This is a genomic window from Simplicispira lacusdiani (assembly GCF_003604195.1).
Classification (GTDB): Bacteria; Pseudomonadota; Gammaproteobacteria; order Burkholderiales; family Burkholderiaceae_C; genus Simplicispira; species Simplicispira lacusdiani.
In genome coordinates, this window is record NZ_QXGR01000002.1 from 182,661 (window position 1) to 205,083 (window position 22,423).

Sequence of the window (22,423 nt, forward strand, 5' to 3'; positions counted from 1 at the left end):
GTGCAAACGATTCTCGCACAGCGCAAGTGGCGGGCTTTCAGGCTGGAAACACCAGGGTGACCCGCAGGCCCCGGCCGCTGGCGCCCTGCTCCAGCGTGAGCGTGGCACCATGCGCGCGGGCGATCTCGTCGGCGATTGGCAGACCCAGCCCCGTGCCCTCGCCCTCGGTGCCCGGCACGCGGTAGAAGCGCTGCAGCACGCGCGCGCATTCCTCCGGCGGCACGCCGGGGCCGTCGTCCTCGACCTGCAGGAAGGCGCACTCCGCGCCCCCGGGCCCGGCCTGGGTGCCGCAGCGGATGGTGACGCTGCCGCCCGCCGGGGTGTACTTGATGGCGTTGTCCACCAGGTTCGACAGCAGCTCGCGCAGCAACCAGCCATGGCCCGAGACATGCACGGGCCGGGCATCGAGCCCGAGGTCGATGCCCTTGCCCGTGGCCGCGTCGAGGTACAGCTCCAGCAGGGTTTCGCACAGGTCCTTGATGTCCACGCGCTGCATGGCCTGCGCATCGATGCTGCGCGCGTCGGCCCGCGACAGGGCCAGCAACTGGTGCGCGAGCTGGGAGGTCCGGCGCGTGGCATCGCGCAGCTTCTCGATTTCAACCGCTCCCAAAGTGATAGCTGCCACCGCTTTACCAGATTGCCCTGGAGTGCTTTTTTGCTGTGAAACTGGCGTGCTGCCGGCTGTCTTCACGCCCGAGCGCGCCAGCAAGGCCCAGGCCTCCACCTGGGCCTGCAGGCCCGCCAGCGGCGTGCGCAACTGGTGCGCCGCATCGGCCACGAAGCGGCGCTGGCCCTCGGCCTGCGCGTTGACAAGCACGAACAGCCGGTTCAGCGAATGCACCAGGGGCCGCACCTCGGCGGGCGATGCCGCCTCGTCGATGGGGCTGAGATCGCGGGGTGAACGCCGCTCCACGGCGGCGGCCAGATCGACCAGGGGCTTGAAGGCGCGGCCCACGGCCCAGTGGATGGCCAGCGCGGCGGCCGCCACGAGGATGAGGTTGGGCAGAAGCACGCGCAGCAGCAGGTGCCGGGCCCAGCGCTGGCGCGGGTCCGAGCCATCGGCCAGGGCCACCACCATCTCGCCCGCGCCCGTGCGCCCGCGCTGCACGGCCACGCGGTAGGTGATGCCGCCCTCCTCGACGCTGTGGAATTCGGGCTCATGGGTCGCGGGGATGGCGCCATGCACCCATTCATCCCCCAGCACCAGCCGGCCCGACAGATCCCGCACGCTGAACCCCGTGTAGCCCGGGTTGGAGCGCAGGAAGTCCTCCACGGGCGGCGCCAGCAGCCACACCGGCAGGTCATTCTCGTCCCCTCCCGGCGCCAGCACCGAATCGGCCAGCGCGGGCAGCAGGCGCAGCAGGCGCTGGTCGTGGCGCGTCGCTGCCTCGTCGGCCGAGCGGTAATCCAGCCACACTCCGATCAGCGCCAGCACGCACAGGGGCAACACCAGCAACAACAGCAGGCGGTTGCGCAGATCGGAGGTCATGGCGTGCAGACGGGGGCGCTGCATGGCCGGCGGGGCGTTCAAGCTTGGGGCCTGTTCACACTCTTGTTCCAGTGCGAGCAGACCTTAGTGCAGTTCCAGTCGGTAGCCGAATCCCCGGATGGAGCGCAGCGCCACGCCATGGGGTTCGAGCTTGCCGCGCAGGCGCGAGACATAGACCTCGACCGCGTTGGGCGTGATCTCCTTGTCCCATCCAGTGAGCGCCTGCAGCAGCTTGTCCTTGCTGGCCGGCTTGGGCGCGTGGATCAGCAGGTATTCGAGCACCGTCCACTCGCGCGGCCCCAGCTCGATGGGGAGCAGGGAACCGTCCGCGTCGTGGCGGATGCCGACGCGGCGGTTGGCGGTGTCGAGCTCCAGCGGACCGAAGGTCAGCACCGCCGTGGTGGCGGCCTGCGAGCGCCGCAGCAGTGCCCGCAGGCGCGCCAGCAGCTCGGGCAGCTCGAAGGGCTTGACCATGTAGTCGTCCGCGCCCAGGTCCAGCCCCTGCACCCGGTCATGCAGCGCGTCGCGCGCGGTGAGGATCAGCACCGGCATGTCGTGGCTGGCCATCTCCGGCCGGCGCAGGCGGCGCGTGAGCTCCAGTCCGTCCATGCCGGGCAGGCCGATGTCCACGACGGCGACGTCGAAGGTCTCGCGCTGCAGCACCTCCTCGGCACGCTCGCCACTGCCCACCCAATCCACTGCATAACCCGCTTCGGCCAGACCCAGCTTGATGCCGCTGGCCACCATGATGTCGTCTTCAACCAACAGCAAGCGCATATATCACCCTCGGCGTTCAATCAGGTATCGGCGCATGCCTCGGGCGCGACCCAGGCCAGCGCCCCCGCGCAAGGGCCGCCCCGCCGCGCTGGGGGCGTTCCCCCTCCGCATTGCGCAGCAATGCAAGAGAAGAGGGAAGGCGCGCAGCGACTCAGGGGGGTGTTCATCTCAATGGCTACGGATCATGGTGCCATAGGCCTGCTCGGTCAGGATCTCCAGCAGCATGGCGTGGGGCACGCGCCCGTCGATGATATGCACGGCATTCACGCCGGCCTTGGCGGCATCGAGCGCGCCAGCGATCTTGGGCAGCATGCCGCCCGAGATCGTGCCGTCGGCGAACAACTCGTCGATGCGGCGCGCGGTCAGGTCGGTCAGCAGGTTGCCCGCCTTGTCCAGCACGCCGGGGGTGTTGGTCAGCAGCATGAGTTTCTCGGCCCGCAGCACCTCGGCCAGCTTGCTGGCCACGACATCGGCGTTGATGTTGTAGCTTTCGTTGTTCTCGCCGAAGCCGATGGGGCTGATGACGGGAATGAAGGCGTCGTCCTGCAGCGCCTTGACCACGCTGGGGTCGATGGCGACGATGTCGCCCACCTGGCCCACGTCGTGCTCGACCGAGGGGTCCTTGTTATCGAGCATCTTGAGCTTGCGCGCGCGGATCATGCCGCCGTCGCGCCCCGTCAGGCCCACGGCCTTGCCGCCGGCCTGGTTGATCAGGCCCACGATGTCCTGCTGCACCTCGCCGGCCAGCACCCATTCGACCACCTCCATGGTCTCGGCGTCGGTGACGCGCATGCCCTGGATGAACTCACCCTTCTTGCCCAGCCGGCCCAGCGCCGCCTCGATCTGCGGGCCGCCGCCATGCACCACCACGGGGTTCATGCCCACGAGCTTGAGCAGGACCACGTCCTCGGCGAAATCCTGCTGCAGCGCAGGGTCGGTCATGGCGTTGCCGCCGTATTTGATGACCATGGTCTTGCCATGGAACTTGCGGATGTAGGGCAGCGCCTGGGCCAGGATCTCGGCCTTGTCGCGCGGTGCAATCGAAAGTAGGTGGTCGGTGGTCATGGAAACAGGCACTCGGTCAGGAACGGGAATGCGCAAATTGTGCCGCATTCAGTGGCGCAGCCAGGACGGCACCTTGAAGCGCACGATGGCCATGTAGGCAGCCACGTAGGTCACCATGAACAACACGCAGAAGGCCATCAGAACGGGCGTGTTGTTCCAGAACAGCAAAGCCGGCACCACGGTGAGCAGGGTGAACCCCCACAAATAGGGCGAAGTGCGGTTGTTGCGCATCAGCATGCGGCGCGATTCGTCGTCGTGGAACACACTGCGCACGATACGCCGGTAGATGAGCTGGTGGAAATGCAGTGCATCGGCCACGCCGGGCGAGATACCCCGCGCCAGCTTGCGGTAGATGGAAAACACCGTCTCCCACACCGGGTAAATCAGCAGCAGCAACGGAAACCAGGGCGACACCCCCACATTGCGCTGCACCAGCGACACGCTGGCCAGGGCGATCACCACGCCCCAGATATAGGCACCGCCATCCCCCGCGAACAGCATGCCGCGCGGGTAGTTCCACAACAGGAAGCCCGCGGTGGCCGCCGCCGTGGACACCAGCAGGGCCGCCAGTGCCCGGTCGCCCACCTGCAGCGCCACATGCGCCAGGGCCAGGCACACGATGAGCGCCACCATGCCGGCCAGGCCGTTGTAGCCGTCGATGATATTGAAGGCGTGGGGCAGCCCCGTCACCGCCAGCAGGGCGAGGCCAAACCCCAGCCAGGGTGCTGCAGAGAGAAGCATGTCCAGCCAGGGCAGATCCAAGCGCGGCACCGACAGCCCCAGCAGCAGCACGGCGAGCATGCCTGAAACCGCGGTAAATCCCAGCCGGTAGCGCACCGTCAAGCGCTGGGTCATGTCTTCGGCGATTCCACCCACGGCCGAAGGCAGCAGCACCAATAGCCAGACGATCACCCAGCCCCCAAGGCGCAAGGAAGCCGGGTCCCCGAACCAGGCCAGGACGATCCCCAGGCACCAACTGGCCGCCATCCCCAAGAGTACGGCAGCGCCCCCTAAACGGGGGACATCCCCCAGGTGAAAGCGCTGGGGCATGCCGTTGCCATACACCGCCGCGTGGCTGTGCATCCATCGCACGATGAACCCTGCAGCCAGCGCCGCCACGACAAATGCCACCACAGACAACCAGATCATGTGCCGCCGATGTTACCCGTATAGTGAAAGGCGATACGCCTTCGATGGCAGTTTGCCAGAGGAGTGACGTGCGGGCCGCGCCACGCTGAACCAGGGACTAAACAATAGGCCCGTCAATCCGCATGAGAGGCTGCTGAAATTGCGTCGCATGCACGTGGCTTTGTCGTTTCATATTACCGGATCAATGCACGGTAAAAACCCATGACCCTGGCCACGTATTGCTGCGTCTCAGGATACGGTGGGATGCGTCGTCCATGCTTGATTACCGCGCCCTCGCCAGCGTTGTAGGCGGCCAAGGCCAATTCTTTATCTCCATCAAACATGCGCAGCAAATCTGCCAAATAGCGGCTGCCAATTTGCGCATTCACTTTGGGCTCCATGACAGCCTTGCGCCCTTCGACGGTTGGGTGGGCAGCGACGCCGTAGCGCTCGGCAGTCGCAGGCATGACCTGCATCAACCCCAACGCGCCCTTGCGTGAAATAGCTTCCGCATTGAATGCAGACTCAGCCGCCGCCACTGCGATTACCAGAGCAGGGTCAATCGCTTCTGACCGTGCTGCTGCTTCCAGATGCGGCTTGGCCGCTTCATACCCCGGCGACTTCAGCGGAGCAACTGTGCGTGCCGTACCCCGGCCATCTTTGGCCCACAGTGGTTGGCTCAGCCAAACCAACCCGCGTGAAGAAGGCGGGGCGACATTACCCATATGGACCACCCCATCGCGGTCCACGAACTCCCAAATCTGGTCTGCGAATACAGGTTGCAGCCCCAAAGCCATCAAGGCTCCGAGCATGAGAGCGCGCCAACGCGCAACCCACTGCGGCGCCCCCCATGGACATTGCTTGCGCTCAAGCACTGGTTTCAGCATCTTCGGTTCATGGCTGACGCAGGCTGCGCCATGCCTCCTGGAATCTCACCCGCCAGCTTCTCCGCTGTACCGAGGGCTCCCCATTCTTTTCGCCATAACGTCGCGCGCGGATCAACCGTGCCGGCATGCCGGCGGCCACCATGCCTTCCGGCACATCCTGGCGCACCACCGCACCGGCAGCTACTACCGCACCACGCCCGATACGCACTCCCTCCAGCACGATGGCCCCCGCACCGATCCAGGCGCCATCCTCCACCACGATCCTGGCCCGGGTAATGGCATTGCGGGCGATGACAGGGTCTCCACCATCGATGGCGTGCCCCGCCGACAACAACTTGGCGTGCGCCCCGATCAGCACATCCTCGCCAATACACAGTCCGCCTTCACCCGACAGGTAGGACCCCACATTGATGATGGTGCGAGAACCAATCTGGATGCCGACACACGGATCGGCAACCACGTCGCCCAACACCAAACGTGTGTGCCCATAAATACTGACCTCGTCACCCAGGCACAGAAGTTCGGCCGGTGGACCAAACCGCATCACGGAAACGGTCGGATCTACCCGGCACCGCGCGCCAAGGCGATCAATCCCCTCATGCGAGGGCGTGAAATCGGGAACTCCTAGCAGCATGGGAAGCAACGCGGCTCCAAGCTATCGCAGCCACCGACGCAGCCTGCCCAACCAGGACACCCGAGGTGATGGCTGCTGCGTGACGGGCAGCTGCGCCGACTGCATCTGCTGTATCGGCTGCATGTGCTGCATTTGTTGCAACTGCTGCAACTGCTGCAACTGCTGCAACTGCTGCATTTGTATCTGCTGCTTCTCCAGCCCCGAGCGCAACGTTTCCAACTCTTGCTGCTGCGTAGCGATTATCACTTTGGCTTCCGCGAACGCTTTCTGGTGCTCCAACAACGACGCATGTTCCTGTGCATGCTGCAGCTTCATTGCCAGCATCTCATCGCGCAGCTTTTCGGCTGTGGCGCGCGCCTCCTTGATCACCCACGTGGGCGTATCCACCGACAGGGTCGCCACCACCATCCATTCGTAGACATCAAAATCCGTGCAAGCACTGGCAAGGTTCTGGCGCTGTGCGTCTGGCAAAGCACTCCAGCACCAGGCGAACTCGCTGCGCTCCACGGGCAGCCTGTAGGGTTCCCAGGCACGTGGGGTCCACCCATACTCCAGCAGCGCCTTCTCCATGCTTCGCCGCGTGAAGAAACGGATGTGGGTCTGATCCAGCAAACCCGTCTGGGTGTAATCGAAGGTGCCGTGCATCAGCCCCGCCACGATCCCGGCATAGGAGACGTTCGGGATGGAGATAATCAATTGCCCCATGGGCTGCATGAGGCTGGTCAGCGCCTTCAACACATGGTCTGGCCATCTCAGATGCTCCAGCACATCGCATGCGAGGATGGCGTCGAAGCGCCGGCCTTCGAGTTGCTTGACCCAATCATCCGTCTCCAGATTCCCGGCGATGACCTCCACCCCCATGGCGGTGAGACTCTCCAAGGCGCCCGGGTCATATTCAACCACCGTGACGCTGTAGCCCCGGTCCACCATGACCCGCGTCATGGCACCCGGACCTGGCCCCAATTCCAGCACCGAGCCTTGGGGCGGCAGGCGGCGCAACAGGCGCGCGGCCCATTCGTCACCATCCGGGTCAAATGCGTAGTTGTATCTTTCGATATCGCTCAAGACTGCTCCTCCGTGGTCTGTTGCCACATGTGGTCCCAGACGCCCCACTGCCACCAAGCCCAGGGGCGCTCCCGAACATCGTTCTGCAAGCGCTGAATCACCGCATCTATAGCGCGCTGAGGATCTTCCGGCAGTGGCTCAACGACCACGGAAAGCCGATCCGGCCCCTGCGAATAAGTGATTGCATGCAAGAGCGGAACACCTGCGGATTGGGCCAGACGCTCGATCCCGGTGGGCAGGCTGATTTCCCCACCCAAAAAGGGGTGTTTGCGCAAACGGCTGAATTCCGGACGCCAGACGTCGGCCAGAATGATCCAGACCTGCCCCGCCCGCAAGCTCTCGTGCACCGGGCGAAGGCTGTCACTCGAACTGCGGTACTGGCCGCGAATCACCTCGGTGAAAGTGTCGATCTTGCGGGTCAGGAACTGCCGGTGTGCAGGGCTGAGTTCCGGGTTGTCCAGCACCGGCATTGTCAGTGCATTCATTGCCAGACCCTTGCGCGCCAGCGCGATCGGCCCGGTCAGGAGCCGGTCAAAGTGCGTGAGCACCACTAGAAAGCCTTTACCTCGCTCTGCCAGCGCTTGCGCATGTTCCCAACCGGTAAGCGTGATCGAAGGGCCATTGGTCGATCCCACACGCGGCACGGCTGCGGCATCCATGAGCTCCAAGGCCACCATGTCCATGTGCGCGGTAGCCCATTGGCGCCGCTGGCGCTCATCCGCCTCGGGGAACACCTGACCGAAACGCATGGTCAGAAAATCCTCTGTGGCCACACGCGCGGCCGCAGGGTCCCGGCCCAGGCGGGGAGCCAGCCGCCACGGCAGCGTCCCCGGAAGCCTCGCCAGAGCTGGGTAGCCGTACTGCAAACGCCAGTCGCTGTTCATGTCACTGAGAGCCATTCATGGTTCAAGGCCACCAGGCCGAAGCCCTGCCCCTTGGGATTGAGCACCGTGAACGGCTGGATCAACTCCGCCATGTCGAGCACCTGAATCCCCGAATCGTCCAGGGTATAGACACTCCACAGGTACTCACCCGACAGCAAGGGCAGACGCGGGAACTTCACGCGCAGGCGATGCTGACCCGCACCCGACAGCGGCGGCATTCCGTCCCGCAGCTGGGAGCTTGTGCCAAACACGTTGTCCCTGTCTGGCCGCACGATGAAGAAGCCCACATGGAATTTCGCATCCGTGTAGGCCTCCAGCTCGATCTCGACGGTGAGATCCTGGAACGAATCGACCTGGGCTGGATTGATGCCATCGGCGGTTTCGGTCGTGAGCCGCACGATTTTCACGAGCGGCGTTCCAGCCGAGGCACCGGTATCAGCACCGGCCGACACCGTGGCTTGCGCAGACTGCACCGGGTCAGACCGCAGGTGCGCATAACGGCGGCGCTCATGCGCCTCGTAGGCCGTCACCACATCCTCGGTATTTCCGATGGCCGCAATGCGCCCGCCGTGGATCCAGGCCGCGCGTTGGCACAGACTGCGCACCTGGTAGAGATTGTGTGAACAAAACAGTATCGTGGCGCCACGCTCGCGCAAACCCAGGATGCGGTCCAGGCTCTTTTTCTGGAAATGCAGGTCTCCCACCGACAGCGCCTCATCCACGATCAGCACATCTGGATCGATGGCGGTGGCCGAGGCAAACGCCAGACGCATGAACATGCCGGAAGAATAGGTTTTCACTGGTCGCGCCAGAGTCTCGGAAGACAACTCCGAAAACTCTACTGTTCGGGCGACAAATTCCTCCATCGCATCGCCTTGCACTCCATGCAATGCGGCCATGAAACGGATATTGTCCTGCCCGGATTCCTCTGGGTGAAAGCCTGCGCCCAATTCCAGCAGCGCCGCCACTCGCCCCTGTCGCTGCACCCGGCCCTGGGTTGGCCGGATGGTCCCTGCCGCGATCTTCAGCAGCGTGCTTTTACCCGCACCGTTTTCCCCAATCAGGCCAAAGGTCTCACCCGAGCGGACCTCAAAATCCACGCCGGTCAGCGCAACATGCACGCGATGGCGCTGCCTGCGTGCCAGCCACTCCCACAGCCGATCCTGCGGCCGTGCATACACCATGTAGGTTTTCTCGATGCCTTCAAAATGGATCGTCATGGCCTACAACGCCTCGCCCAAAGCGGACTTCATTGAACGGAAAAACCACCAGCCACCGCCACCCAGCACCACCACCCAGAGCACCAGCGCCGGAACGGCCCCAGTCATCATGGGCATGCCCAATGCACAACCTTGCACCACCATGACAAGACAAGCCACCGGATTCAGCAGATACCAGCCATGGAAACGCTCTGGCACCTGGGATAACGGATACACCACAGGCGTAAGGTAAAACCACAACTGCATGGCAAACGCCACGGCTGAACCTACATCGCGCCACAAAAAATGCGCCATGCTCAAGAAGAGCGCCAAGCCAAGCGTAAGGATCAACTGCGCCAGCACGAGTACAGGGAGCCAAAGCCATGCGGCCATGGGCCCCACGCCTTGCATTACCGACAGAACCAGAAGCAGCGTATATGCAACACCCAGGACTGGCAGGCTCCCTCCGACAGAAATCGCCGGAAGGATTTCAGCCGGCATTGGCTGCTTGCGCAGGAAATCCTCATAGGCCGCCAGACTCCCCACTCCCCGCCCGATCGCATCGGTAAAAGGCAGCCATACCGCCAGTCCCGCCAACAGATGCAACAGATACCCCTGGTCTGTCTCCAGACCAGGCACACGAACCGCCAACAATTTGCCAAACAGCACATAAAAAATGGCGAGGGTCGCCACCGGCTGCACGAATGCCCAGGCCAATCCCAGCACCGATCCTGCATAGCGCGTCTTGAACTCACGCACCATCCAGTAGCGCCACAGCACCAACCATTGGCGAGCCCCTTGACGCGAGGCTATCGATTCTTCTTGGATCATGGAATGCCGCGCAGCCATTCCAGCGCCTTGGCTACGCCCTCCTCGAAAGCCATGGTGGGCTTCCAACGCAGCTCATCCCAAGCGCGCTGGATGTCCAGCACATTGACAGGCGGATCAAAAGGGCGCGCCGGAAATATGCGCCGCTCGATCTCGCGCCCAAGCAGTTGCTCCAACGTGCTGATGATGTGGTTAACGCTGTGCCCTTCGCCACCGCCGACATTGAACACCCGGGCTGAGCCTTCGTACCGCGCAGCCGCGACAAACGCACGCCCCACATCGGCGGCATGGACGAAATCACGCACCACGGTTCCATCGCCCCACACATCCAGCGCATGTCCGTGCAATGCCCTGTATGCAAATACGGCGATCACCCCTTGAATGCCATGCGGCCGCTGCCATTCGCCATAGGGGTTGCTAAGACGCAGCACACGGTACGACTGACCGTGTGTGGCCTCCTCGATACGCAAGTGGTGCTCGATGGCCAGCTTGGTCACCCCATAGGCCCCCATGGGCAGCGTAGGATGGTTTTCGGCCAGCGGTACGGCCTGCGGTCGCCCATAGACGGCGCCGCCCGAAGACGCGAACAGCAGGCGCGTCTTGCCGCCCTTGCCACGCAACGCCTGCAAAAGCCCCAAGGTACCGGCCAGATTTGTCTGCACATCCAGCACAGGGTCCGCGCTCGCCGTGGCGGGCACAGTGGATGACGCTAGATGCACCACCACATCAATACCCCCGCCGCAACGGTCCCACCATGCAGGCAGGTCAAAGCAATTTGCTTGCACCTCCCCCGCGAGCCAAGGCGCACTGCCCGCAGGCTCGATCATCGTCTGATCGATCGACCAGACCTCGTAGCCAGCCGCCGCCATGGCACGTCCCGCATGCCGGCCCAAAAACCCCGCTCCACCCAAAATCACGCAACGCATGAAGTCTCCTCCGCTGCGGCTTGGGTACGCGCCCTCTGCAAGCCTGCCTCAAACGCCTGCGCCACGGCCTCCCACGTCTGCCCTTTTGCATAGGCTTCCGCGCGCGCACTCAAGGCATGGCGGCGCTCGTCATCCTGGAGCAATGCACACACTGCATCCGTCAATGCCTCCGGAGAGGGCGTTGCCAGGCTGGCCACCGTGTCGTCCAGCAGCCATTCCACATTAGCACCACTGTTGGACACCACCGTGCAGCCGCACGCCATCAGCTCCAGCGGAAGCAGCGAGGCATTGGTCAGCGACAGCACCAGGGCGACATCGCATTGGCTGTAGAGATCGGGCAAATCGTCGAGCGCGACAGTGCCACAGGCCAGGTGTGGAAAAGGAATCTGGTAACCCGAAGTGTCCCAGCCCGCCAGCACGAATTGAGTCTCCGGCAAGCGCTCCCACACCGCATTGAGCACCAGCATGCCCAACTCAAATGCGCGCCTCGGCGTGGGCGGCCGCGCATAGAAAAATACCCGTCGCACCTGCGGCTCACGCCTCGGCAGCCTGCGGTAGCGGTCCTGCTCGACACCAAAACCCACCGGATGGGTGGCCATGCCGAATTCCTGCTGCAGCTTCTGCGCCAGCCATTGGCCCGCAGTGATGCCAAAGAAACCGAAACGGTATGTGTTCTCCGCCAGCATCCATTCGGAGCCCAGCGCATAAAAATACGGCTCGTAGTCCTGCACGAAATACAGCTTGTGCCGGGCGCCCTGGAAGGCACGCACTGCATACGCCGTGTCCCAACCCGTGGCCACCGCGAACTCACAGGGCGGCAATGCATCGAGGCCCACCAGCACCTCGGCCTGCAAAGGGAAAAAATGTTTCCGGATGGCATCGCGCGCCACCGTGGCATCGTGATGCAATGAGGGCGAGCCGATCACGATGGTGGAGCGATAACCCTTTTGCTCCAAATGCCAGATCGTGCGGAAAATGTTCAAGTGCCCACCGGAGCCCACATTAAAATCCGGGATAAACCACAGCAGACTGCCAGCCTCTGGCTGTCCAGGCTGGTGCGGCAACCCATAGGGCATGGCAAACGCGTAGTGGCCCAGCACATCGATGCGCTGCCAGCGTGACGGCCCATGGCGCAAACGGCGCAAAACCATGCGTGCCGTCGTTGCCATTCCCTCTTGCCGCAGGAGCGCGCGGACACGGCCCACTTTCTGCCAAAAAGTCAAAGTCATGCTCAATGGGCTCCAGCACGCTGCAAACGCTCGTCGCGCGACACCGAGCGCAGCACAAACCGAGGCAGGCGCTCATGCCACGTTCCTAGGTACTGTCCGATCACCCTGGCATATTCGATCAGGCCCATGGCAAAGGCCTGCCTCAAATAGGCCAGGCCTTTCAGGCCCGGCTGCTCGCGCAGCCAGGCAGCATCGCGACGCGCCAGCAACGCGCCCGAGGCCAGCGCCCGCAACATGCCGGGCTGCACCCGGTAGCCGAAATAGCGCTGAAACGAGCGCGCCTCGTCAAAATTACGCTGCAGTGTTTCCCATACGCCAAAATCGTGCGAATGGAACACGGTGGCCTGTGGCGCGAAGGCCTTGCCGTAGCCCGCCTCGATGATGCGCAAGGCCCAGGTCTGGTCTTCCGCGAAAGCCACCTCGGGCAACGGAATGCGCTCCCACACGCTGCGGCGAATGCAGGCATTGTTGCTGGAAAAGAAATGCAACCACTGGCGGTAGCCAGGATCGCGTGCGAAGCGCTCACGGTCTTCCAGCCGCACCACGGATTGATCGCTGCCAAAACCTGCGAAATGCTGGTCCAGCTCGCGCTGCGTGACCCAGCGCGCCTCGGGGTGTGCACGGTGCGGCCCGAATGCCCCCGCCACGTCGGGCGCGGCATCGCAGGCTTGCACCAGGTGGCGCAGCCAGTCCGGGCTGGCGGGCCGCGCATCCTGCGTGATAAAAACCAGAAACTCCCCACGCGCCATGGAAGCCAGCAGATTGCGCGTGCGGCCATGGCCGAATTCGGCGGGGGTAATAGTCTCGACACGGACGCCACGCTGGCGCGCCAACTCCACGGAGCCATCCGAAGAACCGGAATCCACCACGATGACCTCGAACGCCCAGGGCGCCTGCTGCGCAAGTACCGCATCCAGCACATCGCCCAGCAGGGCGCCGCCGTTTTTCACGGGAATGAGGATGGAGGCACGTAGGGGATTCATCGTCGGGGAGTTGCTGCCCATGCGTTCGCTCGGATCAATGTCACATGCCCGAGCGCCACAGAGCTACTCACGTCGACAGGCTTCAGCGATGCACGTAAACGGGCATTGTAATGCGCGCGCATGCGCAAACAAGGCGCGCCAGGGCGCGCCTGTGTGTCACGGTGTGACTTACTGCTTGACTTTCTTATTCTTGAACAGCTCGCGGATCGCGGGTTGATTGATCACGACGCCATACTTCTTAAACATCTGTTCCTGCAATTGCTTGTTCGACTGCTCGCGGCAGAAGATGACGGCGCGCTTGGAGGCTGACGCCGCCACTTCATCCCATGCAAGAGTCCGACCCTCCCGCTTGGCGGCCAGATAGAAGAGATAGACAAAATCCCCTTCCGGCACGGGCCCCACCAGTTCACCCTGCTGGGCACCCGCCAAGGCACGCAGGATCGGGATTTCTTCGACCATGGTGACCCAACCCAGGTCGCCCTGCGGATCGAGCTTATACACCGCCTCGGCCTGGCGCACCACCTCGTCCAGCTTCTTGGCGCCCGATGCAATGGCTTGCGCCTGCATCAGCAGCCATCCGCCTGCCGGCTCGCCTTCCAGCACCATATCCTTGGGCAGCATGACGCGGCTCAGGCGCGCCATCGGCGGCACCTGGAATGCCTCGGGGTGCTCGTCGTAGTACTTACGGGCCGCCACCACATCGGCGGGAGCCTCGCACGCCGGGCTCATTTTCTTGAGGATGGTGAGTGCATAGGCATCGTCGAACCGCAGGTGCTTCCGGTCTTCCTGGCGGGCCTCGCCCATTTTTTCACCCTCGTGCATCAGCGTGCGCGTCATGGCCATTTCACGCAGCACATTCTCCACACCCCAACTGTTGCGCGCGCTGCCCCGCAGATCCACGCGCCGCGCCAACTGCTCCGACAGATCCTCTTCGGTGATCTTCTCGCCATTGGCCAGAGTGGCCAGAGTGGCCGGGCCCTCCGTAGCAGATGCCATCGAAACGCCAGCGACAAAAGCCAGCCCCGCAAGCGCGGCCCTCAGGTATTGTGTTTGCTTTGCCCAAATCATGTTCATGCTTCTGTGTTGATTGATGCTCACTGCCGCCTCTTCGCCTGCTCCCACAAGGGGCCAAACAGGATGTCCACCGTGTCACCCGACGAGTTGTAGACCACCAGATCACGCTCTCCGTCGGCATCGACGTCGATCCACTGCAACCCTGTTGAATACCCGCTGGTCTGGTGATCCCGGGTTTCCAGCACCTCCCCCTGAGGGCCCAGGCGCTGCAAGTAGAGGTGCTTGTCGTCCGCCCACACCACGAGATCGTCCGACAGTGGCGCCACGGCGACGGCCCCGGTCTGAGGCGCATTGATCCATTGAAGTTCCCCGGTGTCCATGTGGATGCGCGCGTTGCGCCCCCCAGTCTCCAGCGCCACATACAGCCACTGCCCCGACGGCGAGGGCCGGGCTTGCCGTGCCACCACATTAAAGGTAGCCAGCACCTTGGGCACCCCCGTCAGATTCGAGTCCGGGACCGCCACCACGCGGCGGTCGTCCAGGCAGGCCGCGGCATACCCCGGTCCCGCAGATCCCGGCAGACGCGCTACGCGCGCAGGGTGCCATGGTGCTTCGCACCAGTGTGTCTTCACCACCTTCGCCGCCTCGGCATTGTCCTCGCGCCAGTCGACCCAGGCCACCTCCTTGCCACTATAAGGAGTCACCAGCATCCTGTAGCGGCCTTGCATCGCCTCCACCAGCACCACATCGCGCGGCGCGAACCCCACATGGGCCTGGTGCACGCGCACCAGACGCTCGCCCTCGATGCGGAAGATATCAATGCTGGAAGAGGCCTCCACGGCCGCGCCCACCAAGTGGTCCGACAGCCAGACCGCCGAATCCGGGTGGTAGGCCACCGGCTGCTTGTCCAGCCGTCTTGAGGTCCTGCCATTCAACTGGTGCAGAACCACGGCATTGTTTTCATGCTCGACCACCACCATGCGACAGCCCATGCTGACGCACCTGACCTGACCACCCCAGGCCACTGGCGCTTCAATCTGAAGACGTGCAGGAGCTTCAATAGATTGCCCACTTCCACTTCCTCCCGGGAGGCTGGACATGGAACACCCCGAGGCCAGCACGGCAATTACCAAGGAGCACCACCAATAACCCACACCATTCCGCATTGAACAACTCCATTGTCTCTACCAAAAAAAATAGCGCCGTGAGGCGCTATTTTTTACTGCTGATTTAACCGCAGCTAGTTTTTCATAGAAATAGGTGACGCAAGCACCACCTACTTCAAGAAAAATTAACGATGTGCACCCAGCACGGTCTGCACAGCGCCAAAAGCAGGAGCGCTGATCAGGCTGTAGGTGAAGATTGCGCCGCCGAGCGTGAAGAGGCTCTGACCAGCTGCACCGGAGTAGTCAGCGGGGATTTCCAGACCGGGGTTCCACTCGATGAAGCCGTCCTTGTGACCAGCGGGCATACCGGGAATGGTTTCGGGATCGAACCAGTCCAGCTCAGCAAAGCTCAGCTTGAAGTTCACCGACTTGCGGTTCTGTGCGTCGTCATAGGCGTTCACGGTGTGCGTGCCGCGCTGGTCGCCGGTGGACCACACCACGATACGGGTGTCGTTGCCGCTGTTCACGACGCCGTCGATGAAGTAGCGCATGCTGAACACGGGAGTCGCGGTAAGACCAGCAGCCTTGGTGGCAGCACCGGCCACACCGGTCAGGCTGGAGGCGCCCATGGTGGTCAGCTCGGTGGTAGCTGCAGCCAGCGTCAGGTCGCCGTCGATCACGGGCACGAAGGCCACGTCTTGAGCCGTCACGTTCACTTGGAAAGCGTTGGCGGAGAAATCAACCAGCTAACCAGCCACGCCAGAAGGCATCAGCTCAGCAGCGCCAGCGCAAGCCGTTTGGGCCACGACTGGAGGGCCAGCAGGAACGCCACCAGCAGCGAACACCAGGTAGCCGCGCTTGCCTTCCAGGCCAGCACCCGACATAGAGGACCAAACGAAGCCTTGGTAGTCCTTGTCGGTCATCGTGAAGCAGCCGTCGGTGATGTGCTGCGAGTTCTGATCAAAGAACACCCAGTACAGGGCACGGGTGCCACCGCTTTGGTTGATGATACCAACCGCCGTGGTGTCGGTAGCGCCGTTGTGGATCACGTTGGGAACCACGAAACCATTGGTGAACGTACCGACAGTGTAGGCTTGTGCCACGCCTGCGGTCATTGCTGCTGCCGCGACGGCTGCCATTGCAAACTTTTTCATCTTCTCAGTCCTTAAAAATTGAAGGAAGCTTCCCCTTACGGGATATGCAACCCATCCGCCACTTCGTTTGGGTTGCTGCTATCTTAGCTTGAGAGTTTCACGTTTTCAATCAAACACCTCCAGAAAACAACATCCATCACGTTTGTTGCAGACAAACAACGCAAATCACTGCTTGGCTTCGGGAAACATGACACTCCGGCGCAACACATGGTGCCACACCCCGTCGATGCGGCGCCATTGGTCTTGCGACACGGCCTCCTGATCCTTGATGCGCAGCAAGGGCAGGCTATAGCGCATCCACACATCCACCACGGCATCGTCGCCCTCCAGGCTGCGCACGCCCCGCACTTCCACGGCGTCATAAACAATACCGCCCCGCTTGAGGTAAGCCTCCAGCGTCAGGCTCTGGTCCTTGGAGGCGGCTTCGTATTTCCAGGCCTCCAGGCGGTCGTTGGCCTGCACCAGCTTCCAGTAGGCTTGCGCGCGCTGCGCCAGGTCTGCGTTGCCGCCGGCGGACGGAGCGCCCGCTCCCGTGGCGCAACCCGCCAGCACGGCGAGCATGGCAGGCGCCGCCAGGCGAGCCAGCAGTTGGCGGCGCGTCGATTGCATGGTCATGGTTTGTTCTCCTGTCAAAAATCCGGATAGATATATTCTGGGCACACCAAGTTCACCGCTGCTGCGCCGGGGCGTCTTCGCGCAACGGCGGGGGCGATTGCAGCGACATGGCGCGCATGCGCTGGCGCAGTTCGGCGCTGGCGGCGCGCAGCTGGTCGTCGTCCTCTAGTGCGCGCGGCGTCATGAGCACCAGCAGTTCGGTGCGTTCGCGCTTGTTGCTGTTGGTGGAAAACAACGCGCCCAGCACAGGGATGTCGGCCAGCACGGGCACGCCGCTGTTGCCGGTGGTGTCGTTCTCGCGGATCATGCCGCCCAGCACGATGGGCTCGCCGGAGCGGACGGCCACGCGGCTCTGGATCTGCCGGGTGAGGAAGTTGCGCTGCCCGGTGGCTGCGTCGATTTCGCCCACATCCGTGACTTGCTGCACGATATCCATGGTGATGAGCCCGCCCGCGTTGACCGAAGGCGTGACGGAAAGCATCACGCCCGTGTCTTTGTAAGTGATGGACTCGGTCACGATCGTGCCCGTGGACGAGGTGGAGTTCTTGACGGGCTGCTGCTTGCCGATCTGGATGGTGGCATTGTGGTTGTCCAGCACCAGCACCGAGGGGTTGGACAACACGCGCAATTGCGATTTTTCGGCCAGCGCGTTGAGCGTGGCACGGATCACGCCCGCCTTATTGAGTATGGTGTACGAGAACCCAGGCTGTTTGGCGCCAATACCGCCGCTCTCACGCATGTTGAGCAGGGCCTGGCCTTCGCGCCCGCCGCCAATACTGTTCTGCACGAACCACTCCACGCCGTATTCCAGGTTGCCCGTGAGGCTGACCTCGACGATGCTGGCCTCGATCAGCACCTGCATGGGGGCCTTGTCGAGTTCGCGCAATGCCTGTTCGATGCGGCGGTATTCGGTGCGTGGCGCACGGATGAGCAGCGCATTGCGTTTTTCGTCGGCCACCACGCGCACATTGCCGTCGAGCTGATTGACGGACGTCAATGGCGCATTGCTGGCATTGCCCGTGACGGGCGCGGCCATGGGCGCGCCGCTGGCGGTTCCTGTGCCGGTGGTGGTTTTCGCGGCGCTGGTGGTGGCTGCCGTACCGCCCCCCACCGCACCCGCCGCCTGGGCAAATTGCGTGGGCGCCGCGCCGGACGCCACGCCGGCCTTGGCGCGGGAGGTGTCGTTGCCGAACAGTCCATTGAGCATTTCAGCCAGGTGGGTGGCCGAGCCGTTTTGCACGGGATAGACGAAAAGGTTGGCCTCCAGGGCATCCATGGGGCGGTCGAGGCGGCGGATCCAGGTTTCAACCTGCGTCAGAAGCTGGCTGCGTGGCGTGACCACCACCAGGGCGTTGAGCCGCTCGACCGGAAACACACGGATGAGGCCATGCAGCGGGTTGGCCTGCATGGCCTGCGCCGCCGCTCCGGTGGAGCCGCCACCCAGCATGGCGCCCGCAGCACCGGGCATGGCAGCGGCCGCGCCCGGCACGCCGCCTGCCGTAGAGGTGGCGCCGGCGGAGCCGCCATAGGGGTCGGCCGCCCGGTCGGAGCCCAGCATGGCCTGCAGCGCGTCGCGCACGACGTTGACACTGGCGTTCTCCAGCACGAACACGCCCAGCGACATGCCGGAGAGGAAGTCCACGTCGAAGGCCTCGACCATTTCGAGCCAGCCCCCCAGTTGCGCCTTGCTGCCTTGCAGCACCAGCAGGTTGCGCAGGGTGTCCACATAGACAATGGCTTCGCGCGGCGCGATGGGCGCCAGGATCTTGGCCATTTCGCCTGCGGCGATGTAATTGAGCGGCACGATCACGGTGCCCGCGCCAGCCAGGTCCTTGAAGCGCGAGGCGCCCACCACGGGACGCGATCCCACGGTGATGGTGCGCTTGGTCACGTGGTACACGCCCGCGTTGTCACGCACGATGGCCAGGTCGTGCGGCAGAAGCACGGCATCGAGCACATCGAGCACCTGGCCGCGTGGCAGGGGCTGGCGGGTGTGCAGGCTGACGACCACATCGCCCCCCGCGTCGATGGTGTAGTTGAGCTTGAGCAGGTCTCCCAGCAGCGCCGAGGCCAGGCTGCCCACGCTGATGTTCTCGAAATTGAGCGAAACCCTGTCCCCCGAAGCCAGAACGGGGTCGACCTTGGGCGCCACATCGCGCTTGAAGAGCTTGTCGTCACCGGGGAACAGGCGCGTGTTGGTGGACGGGCGCTTGTCCGGCATTTTTTCTTGCGCGGTCGCGGGCGATCGCGGGACGCCAGCCGCTGTCTCGGCGGCCGCCTGCGGCTGGGCCAATGCCACCGATGCCGACTCCTGGGGCGCGGGCGCCACCACGGGGCGCGCCTCATCGGCCACGGCGGACCCGGATGCGGGAGACGCCGCAGGCGCTTGCAGACTGGCACAGCCAGAAGTCAGCAGCGCCAACAGGAGGAGGGAGGGCCGAATATTCATGTCAAGTAGCTCCGGTGTTTGCTGTGTGTCGCCAGGCAGGTGGCGTCAGGGGGTTCCCGGGAGGGTGCGCGGGCGAGCAGGCCCGCCCGGAGCCGGCGGGGGATTACCCGGCTCCAGAGGACGCTCCACCCGCTGTTCGTCGGCTGATAAAAAAACCGCCTTGCGACCATCGAAGGATTCGAGGCGCCAGGGTTTGGTTTCCGCAGTGATCTTCATCGTTCCGCCCTCCTTGCGCTGCAGAACGGCCACACGCTCCTTGCCCGACTCCAGGACAGCCATCAGGCGGGCCTGGGCCAATTCCTGCGCCATGCCCGACTTTTTGTCACCGGTTTCGGCCAGGCGGCGCGAGGACCACAACAAAGGACGCTCCAGAGCCTGCTTCGCGATCGCGGGCATGGGACCAGGCATGGCCTCGACCTTTGGCAGGTCAGGCAGGCGGGCGGGCGGGGGAGTCCACGCATCCTTTTGGGTGTGCCACCAGTAGGCACTGCCCGCCAGGGCGGCGGTAGCCAGCAAGGGACCAAGATGCCAGGGTCTGATCATGGCTGGGCCTTCTGCGGCGCCAGGGGCGCATCGAGCTGCAAGGCCAGCCGTGCATTCTGGGGGCCTGCGCCAGCGCTCGCTCCCTCACGGGAGATGGTGACGGTGCGAACCCAGTAGGGCGGCCGGCTTGATTGCAGGTTTTCCATGAAACGCACCAGCTTGGCCCACTCGCCTGTCACGGTGGCGGTCAAACGGATACGGTCGAGCTTGCCATCGGTACCGGGCTCCAGCACGGCTTGCGACGACACAAGCGTGCCGCCAGAACGGGTGATCAGCTCACGCAACCGTTGCTGTACGTCATTTTGGGCGTTCTCACCCGCCGCATGGAGCATGGGGGTGATGGCGCTGCGTGCGACTCCCAGGCGCTCCTGGATTTCGGCACCGGCCTGAACCACGCCATCCAGCCGCTCGCTGCGGGATTCGAACTGCCCGAGCGCACCGTCATAGCGCAACCAGAGCGAGCGGTAGGCCAGTCCGGCCCCAGCAAGCGCGCACAGCAGCAGGACAAGCGCGGCGGTGGCCGCATTTCGGGTCCAGGTGTTCATGGCTTGCCTCCTTCTCCGCGCCAGCGCATCTCGAAGGTGAACCGCTCCTTGTTCGCTGTGTTGTCACGAACGCTGGCCACCGAGGCGCGGGCCTCGGCAAAGGCGGGCTGGCGCCCAAGGTGCGCCGCCAGCTCGGTCGCATTGCCTGTCAGTCCGCTGATGCGGATCTCACTGCCATTGACTTCAATCCGGTCGAGCCATGTATCGTCTGGCAGAGCCTGCGAGAGCGCATCGATCACGCTGGCCAGAGGCAGATCCTTGCCCAGGTTCTGCTGCAGTTCCTGCGCCAGTACGGCCTGCTGCCGTAATTCGTCGAGCTGCTGGCGCAAAGGCACGGCCTTGGGTTCGACGCCACCAATATGCTGCACGGCGCGCAACACGGCCTCCCGCTTGAGCACCAGCGGCATGAGCGCCGGCAGCGCCACGGCACCCAAGACCAGCAATGCCAGAGCCAGAACCACCGCATTCATCCAGCGCTGGCGCCTTTGCTGCGTCTGCCAACGCGGACCCCGAACCGCAAAAGCCCGGCCCTGGCGCGCAAGATATACCGGCGCGTCCACCGCCAGCCCCTGGGCAGCCCGCCATGCGTCGCAGTCACTGCGCCGGCAAACACCCCACTCCACGCTCCAGCCCCCTTGCGAGTCAGGCGTGGCCTGCCATGCCGCAACGATCTGCTCGCGCGGCAGAGGAGAGACGCGCCAGAGCATTTCCTCCACGGCGGACTCCAGCGCCTGGCACGGCATGTCCGGAATTTGTGCGGTTCCCCAGAGGCATTCGGACTCAGGCACCAGCAGGGCTGCGGCCTTGGAAGCGCCTGATCTGGCGCGTAACCGGGTTTCAGCGACGGCCCAGCGCCTCCCATCGGTCGAAACGGCCACCCGCCCCAAAGAAGGCCAGACTCCGTATTCGATCAGAATGCGCCTCAGGTCACCGAACCCCCAGGCGAGCCGATCCTGGGCGACCTGCACACGGCGATATAGCTGCCCCTTTGCTGTCATGGACTCCATTCCTGTTCCGGCTTGTTGATGCGGCGCGTAGGCTCCAGCGAGAGCGTTGTCCAGGGTGTCAGCGCGTCCGGGCGCTCGCGGGGATCAATCCAGGCTTCGCGCAGCCACCAGCGCCCGTTTTCCACCTGCACGAAGGCCCGTAGCCTGACAATCTGCGCCCTGGCAGCCGGAGCCGCCGAGAAATAATCAGCCGTGGCTCCCGTGAGGAGCACACCTGCACGCGTTTCGGGTGGTGAGCGATGGATTCGAGCCCCAAGACCTGCCTGGCCCGAAAGGGCGTCTATCAGTGCAGGAGGCGCCGAATCGATCTCGATGCGCTGCTGCCCGTTGATGCCCAGATGGGGCGCGATTATGTCATACAGATCCGGCGTCATTCCGAGTACCGCCTTGAGCTCGGACAAGTCCTCCAGGGCCGAATTGCGAGGCATGGCAGGCCATCCTGCCGCCCTGTACTGTGGCGCCTCGGCGCCGCCAATGCCCCCGGGCGTATCGTCTGGATCAATGAAGTCGCGCACGCGCGAAACCAGTATCGCGGCCTCGTCGGGAGTGACACCCCCCACTCTGTGAAACAGTGCCTGCAACAAGGCGTCGCTGGCGACATTGATATCCACCAAGCCACCCGAAGGAGTGATTTCCAGCCAGATTTCATGCGCCCCCAGCACCATGCGCTCACGCTGGTAATGGCTGACGGCATCTTTTTCCACCTGCAGCCGCTGTGCAGCCAATTGCAATGCGGCATCCAGCACCGATTCGGCCCGCAGACGCTCCAAACCCAGCCCCACATGCTGGGTTTGCTGGCGCATGCCCTGGGCCGCTGCCAAAACGGTGAGCGACAGCGCTGCCACCAGCCAGAGTACCAGCACCAGCGCCGCCCCGGTCTCCCGCACCCTCCGCCA

23 protein-coding genes are annotated in these 22,423 nt (G+C 63.8%); all 23 read right to left on the reverse strand.

Going from position 1 to position 22,423, the window contains the following annotated elements:
* Positions 1-37: 37 nt before the first annotated feature.
* Positions 38-1,489 carry a sensor histidine kinase gene (locus D8S75_RS03440; RefSeq protein WP_119964762.1) on the reverse strand — a complete coding sequence of 484 codons (1,452 nt, stop codon included), beginning with the start codon at positions 1,487-1,489 and terminating at the stop codon, positions 38-40.
* 84 nt (positions 1,490-1,573) lie between these two features.
* Positions 1,574-2,266: a response regulator transcription factor gene (locus D8S75_RS03445; protein ID WP_119964552.1), complete on the reverse strand. Its 693-nt coding sequence runs from the start codon at positions 2,264-2,266 to the stop codon at positions 1,574-1,576.
* A gap of 168 nt (positions 2,267-2,434) precedes the next feature.
* Positions 2,435-3,331 (reverse strand): acetylglutamate kinase, encoded by an 897-nt coding sequence (argB, locus tag D8S75_RS03450; RefSeq protein ID WP_119964553.1) that lies wholly within the window; start codon positions 3,329-3,331, stop codon positions 2,435-2,437.
* 48 nt (positions 3,332-3,379) lie between these two features.
* Positions 3,380-4,480 carry an MraY family glycosyltransferase gene (locus tag D8S75_RS03455; RefSeq protein ID WP_119964554.1) on the reverse strand — a complete coding sequence of 367 codons (1,101 nt, stop codon included), beginning with the start codon at positions 4,478-4,480 and terminating at the stop codon, positions 3,380-3,382.
* Positions 4,481-4,653: 173 nt separating this feature from the next.
* Positions 4,654-5,271, reverse strand: coding sequence for a lytic transglycosylase domain-containing protein (locus D8S75_RS03460; RefSeq protein WP_119964555.1), 618 nt, complete (start codon positions 5,269-5,271; stop codon positions 4,654-4,656).
* An 82-nt stretch (positions 5,272-5,353) separates the two neighbouring features.
* Entirely contained in the window at positions 5,354-5,980 is a 627-nt protein-coding gene (locus D8S75_RS03465) for an acyltransferase (RefSeq protein WP_119964556.1), read from the reverse strand.
* 21 nt (positions 5,981-6,001) lie between these two features.
* The gene (locus D8S75_RS03470; RefSeq protein WP_119964557.1) at positions 6,002-7,045 is read right to left on the reverse strand and encodes a class I SAM-dependent methyltransferase; all 1,044 of its coding nucleotides are present in this window, start codon (positions 7,043-7,045) and stop codon (positions 6,002-6,004) included.
* Positions 7,042-7,929: a lysophospholipid acyltransferase family protein gene (locus tag D8S75_RS03475; protein ID WP_232828864.1), complete on the reverse strand. Its 888-nt coding sequence runs from the start codon at positions 7,927-7,929 to the stop codon at positions 7,042-7,044. Before D8S75_RS03475 ends, D8S75_RS03470 begins: the two co-directional genes overlap by 4 nt.
* Positions 7,926-9,149, reverse strand: coding sequence for an ABC transporter ATP-binding protein (locus D8S75_RS03480; protein ID WP_119964559.1), 1,224 nt, complete (start codon positions 9,147-9,149; stop codon positions 7,926-7,928). The genes D8S75_RS03475 and D8S75_RS03480 overlap by 4 nt, the downstream gene beginning before the upstream one ends.
* Before the next feature lie 3 nt (positions 9,150-9,152).
* Positions 9,153-9,959, reverse strand: a complete 807-nt coding sequence (locus tag D8S75_RS03485) for an ABC transporter permease (RefSeq protein WP_232828865.1) — start codon at positions 9,957-9,959, stop codon at positions 9,153-9,155.
* A complete protein-coding gene (locus D8S75_RS03490) occupies positions 9,956-10,882 on the reverse strand; it encodes an NAD-dependent epimerase/dehydratase family protein (protein ID WP_119964561.1) in 927 nt (308 codons plus the stop codon). Before D8S75_RS03490 ends, D8S75_RS03485 begins: the two co-directional genes overlap by 4 nt.
* The gene (locus tag D8S75_RS03495; RefSeq protein ID WP_119964562.1) at positions 10,870-12,111 is read right to left on the reverse strand and encodes a glycosyltransferase family 4 protein; all 1,242 of its coding nucleotides are present in this window, start codon (positions 12,109-12,111) and stop codon (positions 10,870-10,872) included. Before D8S75_RS03495 ends, D8S75_RS03490 begins: the two co-directional genes overlap by 13 nt.
* Before the next feature lie 2 nt (positions 12,112-12,113).
* Positions 12,114-13,115, reverse strand: a complete 1,002-nt coding sequence (locus D8S75_RS03500; protein ID WP_232828866.1) for a glycosyltransferase family 2 protein — start codon at positions 13,113-13,115, stop codon at positions 12,114-12,116.
* Between the two features lie 147 nt (positions 13,116-13,262).
* Positions 13,263-14,168 carry a peptidylprolyl isomerase gene (locus D8S75_RS03505; protein ID WP_232828867.1) on the reverse strand — a complete coding sequence of 302 codons (906 nt, stop codon included), beginning with the start codon at positions 14,166-14,168 and terminating at the stop codon, positions 13,263-13,265.
* A gap of 20 nt (positions 14,169-14,188) precedes the next feature.
* A complete protein-coding gene (locus tag D8S75_RS03510) occupies positions 14,189-15,100 on the reverse strand; it encodes a hypothetical protein (RefSeq protein WP_198673134.1) in 912 nt (303 codons plus the stop codon).
* 299 nt (positions 15,101-15,399) lie between these two features.
* Entirely contained in the window at positions 15,400-15,924 is a 525-nt protein-coding gene (locus tag D8S75_RS17660) for a hypothetical protein (protein WP_232828869.1), read from the reverse strand.
* Positions 15,925-15,960: 36 nt separating this feature from the next.
* Positions 15,961-16,368: a hypothetical protein gene (locus D8S75_RS17665; protein ID WP_232828871.1), complete on the reverse strand. Its 408-nt coding sequence runs from the start codon at positions 16,366-16,368 to the stop codon at positions 15,961-15,963.
* 165 nt (positions 16,369-16,533) lie between these two features.
* A complete protein-coding gene (locus D8S75_RS03520; RefSeq protein ID WP_119964565.1) occupies positions 16,534-16,983 on the reverse strand; it encodes a hypothetical protein in 450 nt (149 codons plus the stop codon).
* Positions 16,984-17,035: 52 nt separating this feature from the next.
* Positions 17,036-19,336: a type II secretion system secretin GspD gene (gene gspD, locus D8S75_RS03525; RefSeq protein WP_232828873.1), complete on the reverse strand. Its 2,301-nt coding sequence runs from the start codon at positions 19,334-19,336 to the stop codon at positions 17,036-17,038.
* Positions 19,337-19,477: 141 nt separating this feature from the next.
* Positions 19,478-19,975, reverse strand: a complete 498-nt coding sequence (locus tag D8S75_RS17670) for a hypothetical protein (protein ID WP_232828875.1) — start codon at positions 19,973-19,975, stop codon at positions 19,478-19,480.
* Entirely contained in the window at positions 19,972-20,520 is a 549-nt protein-coding gene (gspM, locus tag D8S75_RS03535) for a type II secretion system protein GspM (protein ID WP_119964567.1), read from the reverse strand. Before gspM ends, D8S75_RS17670 begins: the two co-directional genes overlap by 4 nt.
* Positions 20,517-21,527 carry a PilN domain-containing protein gene (locus D8S75_RS03540; RefSeq protein WP_232828877.1) on the reverse strand — a complete coding sequence of 337 codons (1,011 nt, stop codon included), beginning with the start codon at positions 21,525-21,527 and terminating at the stop codon, positions 20,517-20,519. The genes gspM and D8S75_RS03540 overlap by 4 nt, the downstream gene beginning before the upstream one ends.
* A complete protein-coding gene (locus D8S75_RS03545; RefSeq protein ID WP_232828879.1) occupies positions 21,515-22,390 on the reverse strand; it encodes a type II secretion system minor pseudopilin in 876 nt (291 codons plus the stop codon). Before D8S75_RS03545 ends, D8S75_RS03540 begins: the two co-directional genes overlap by 13 nt.
* Between the last annotated feature and the right edge of the window lie 33 nt (positions 22,391-22,423).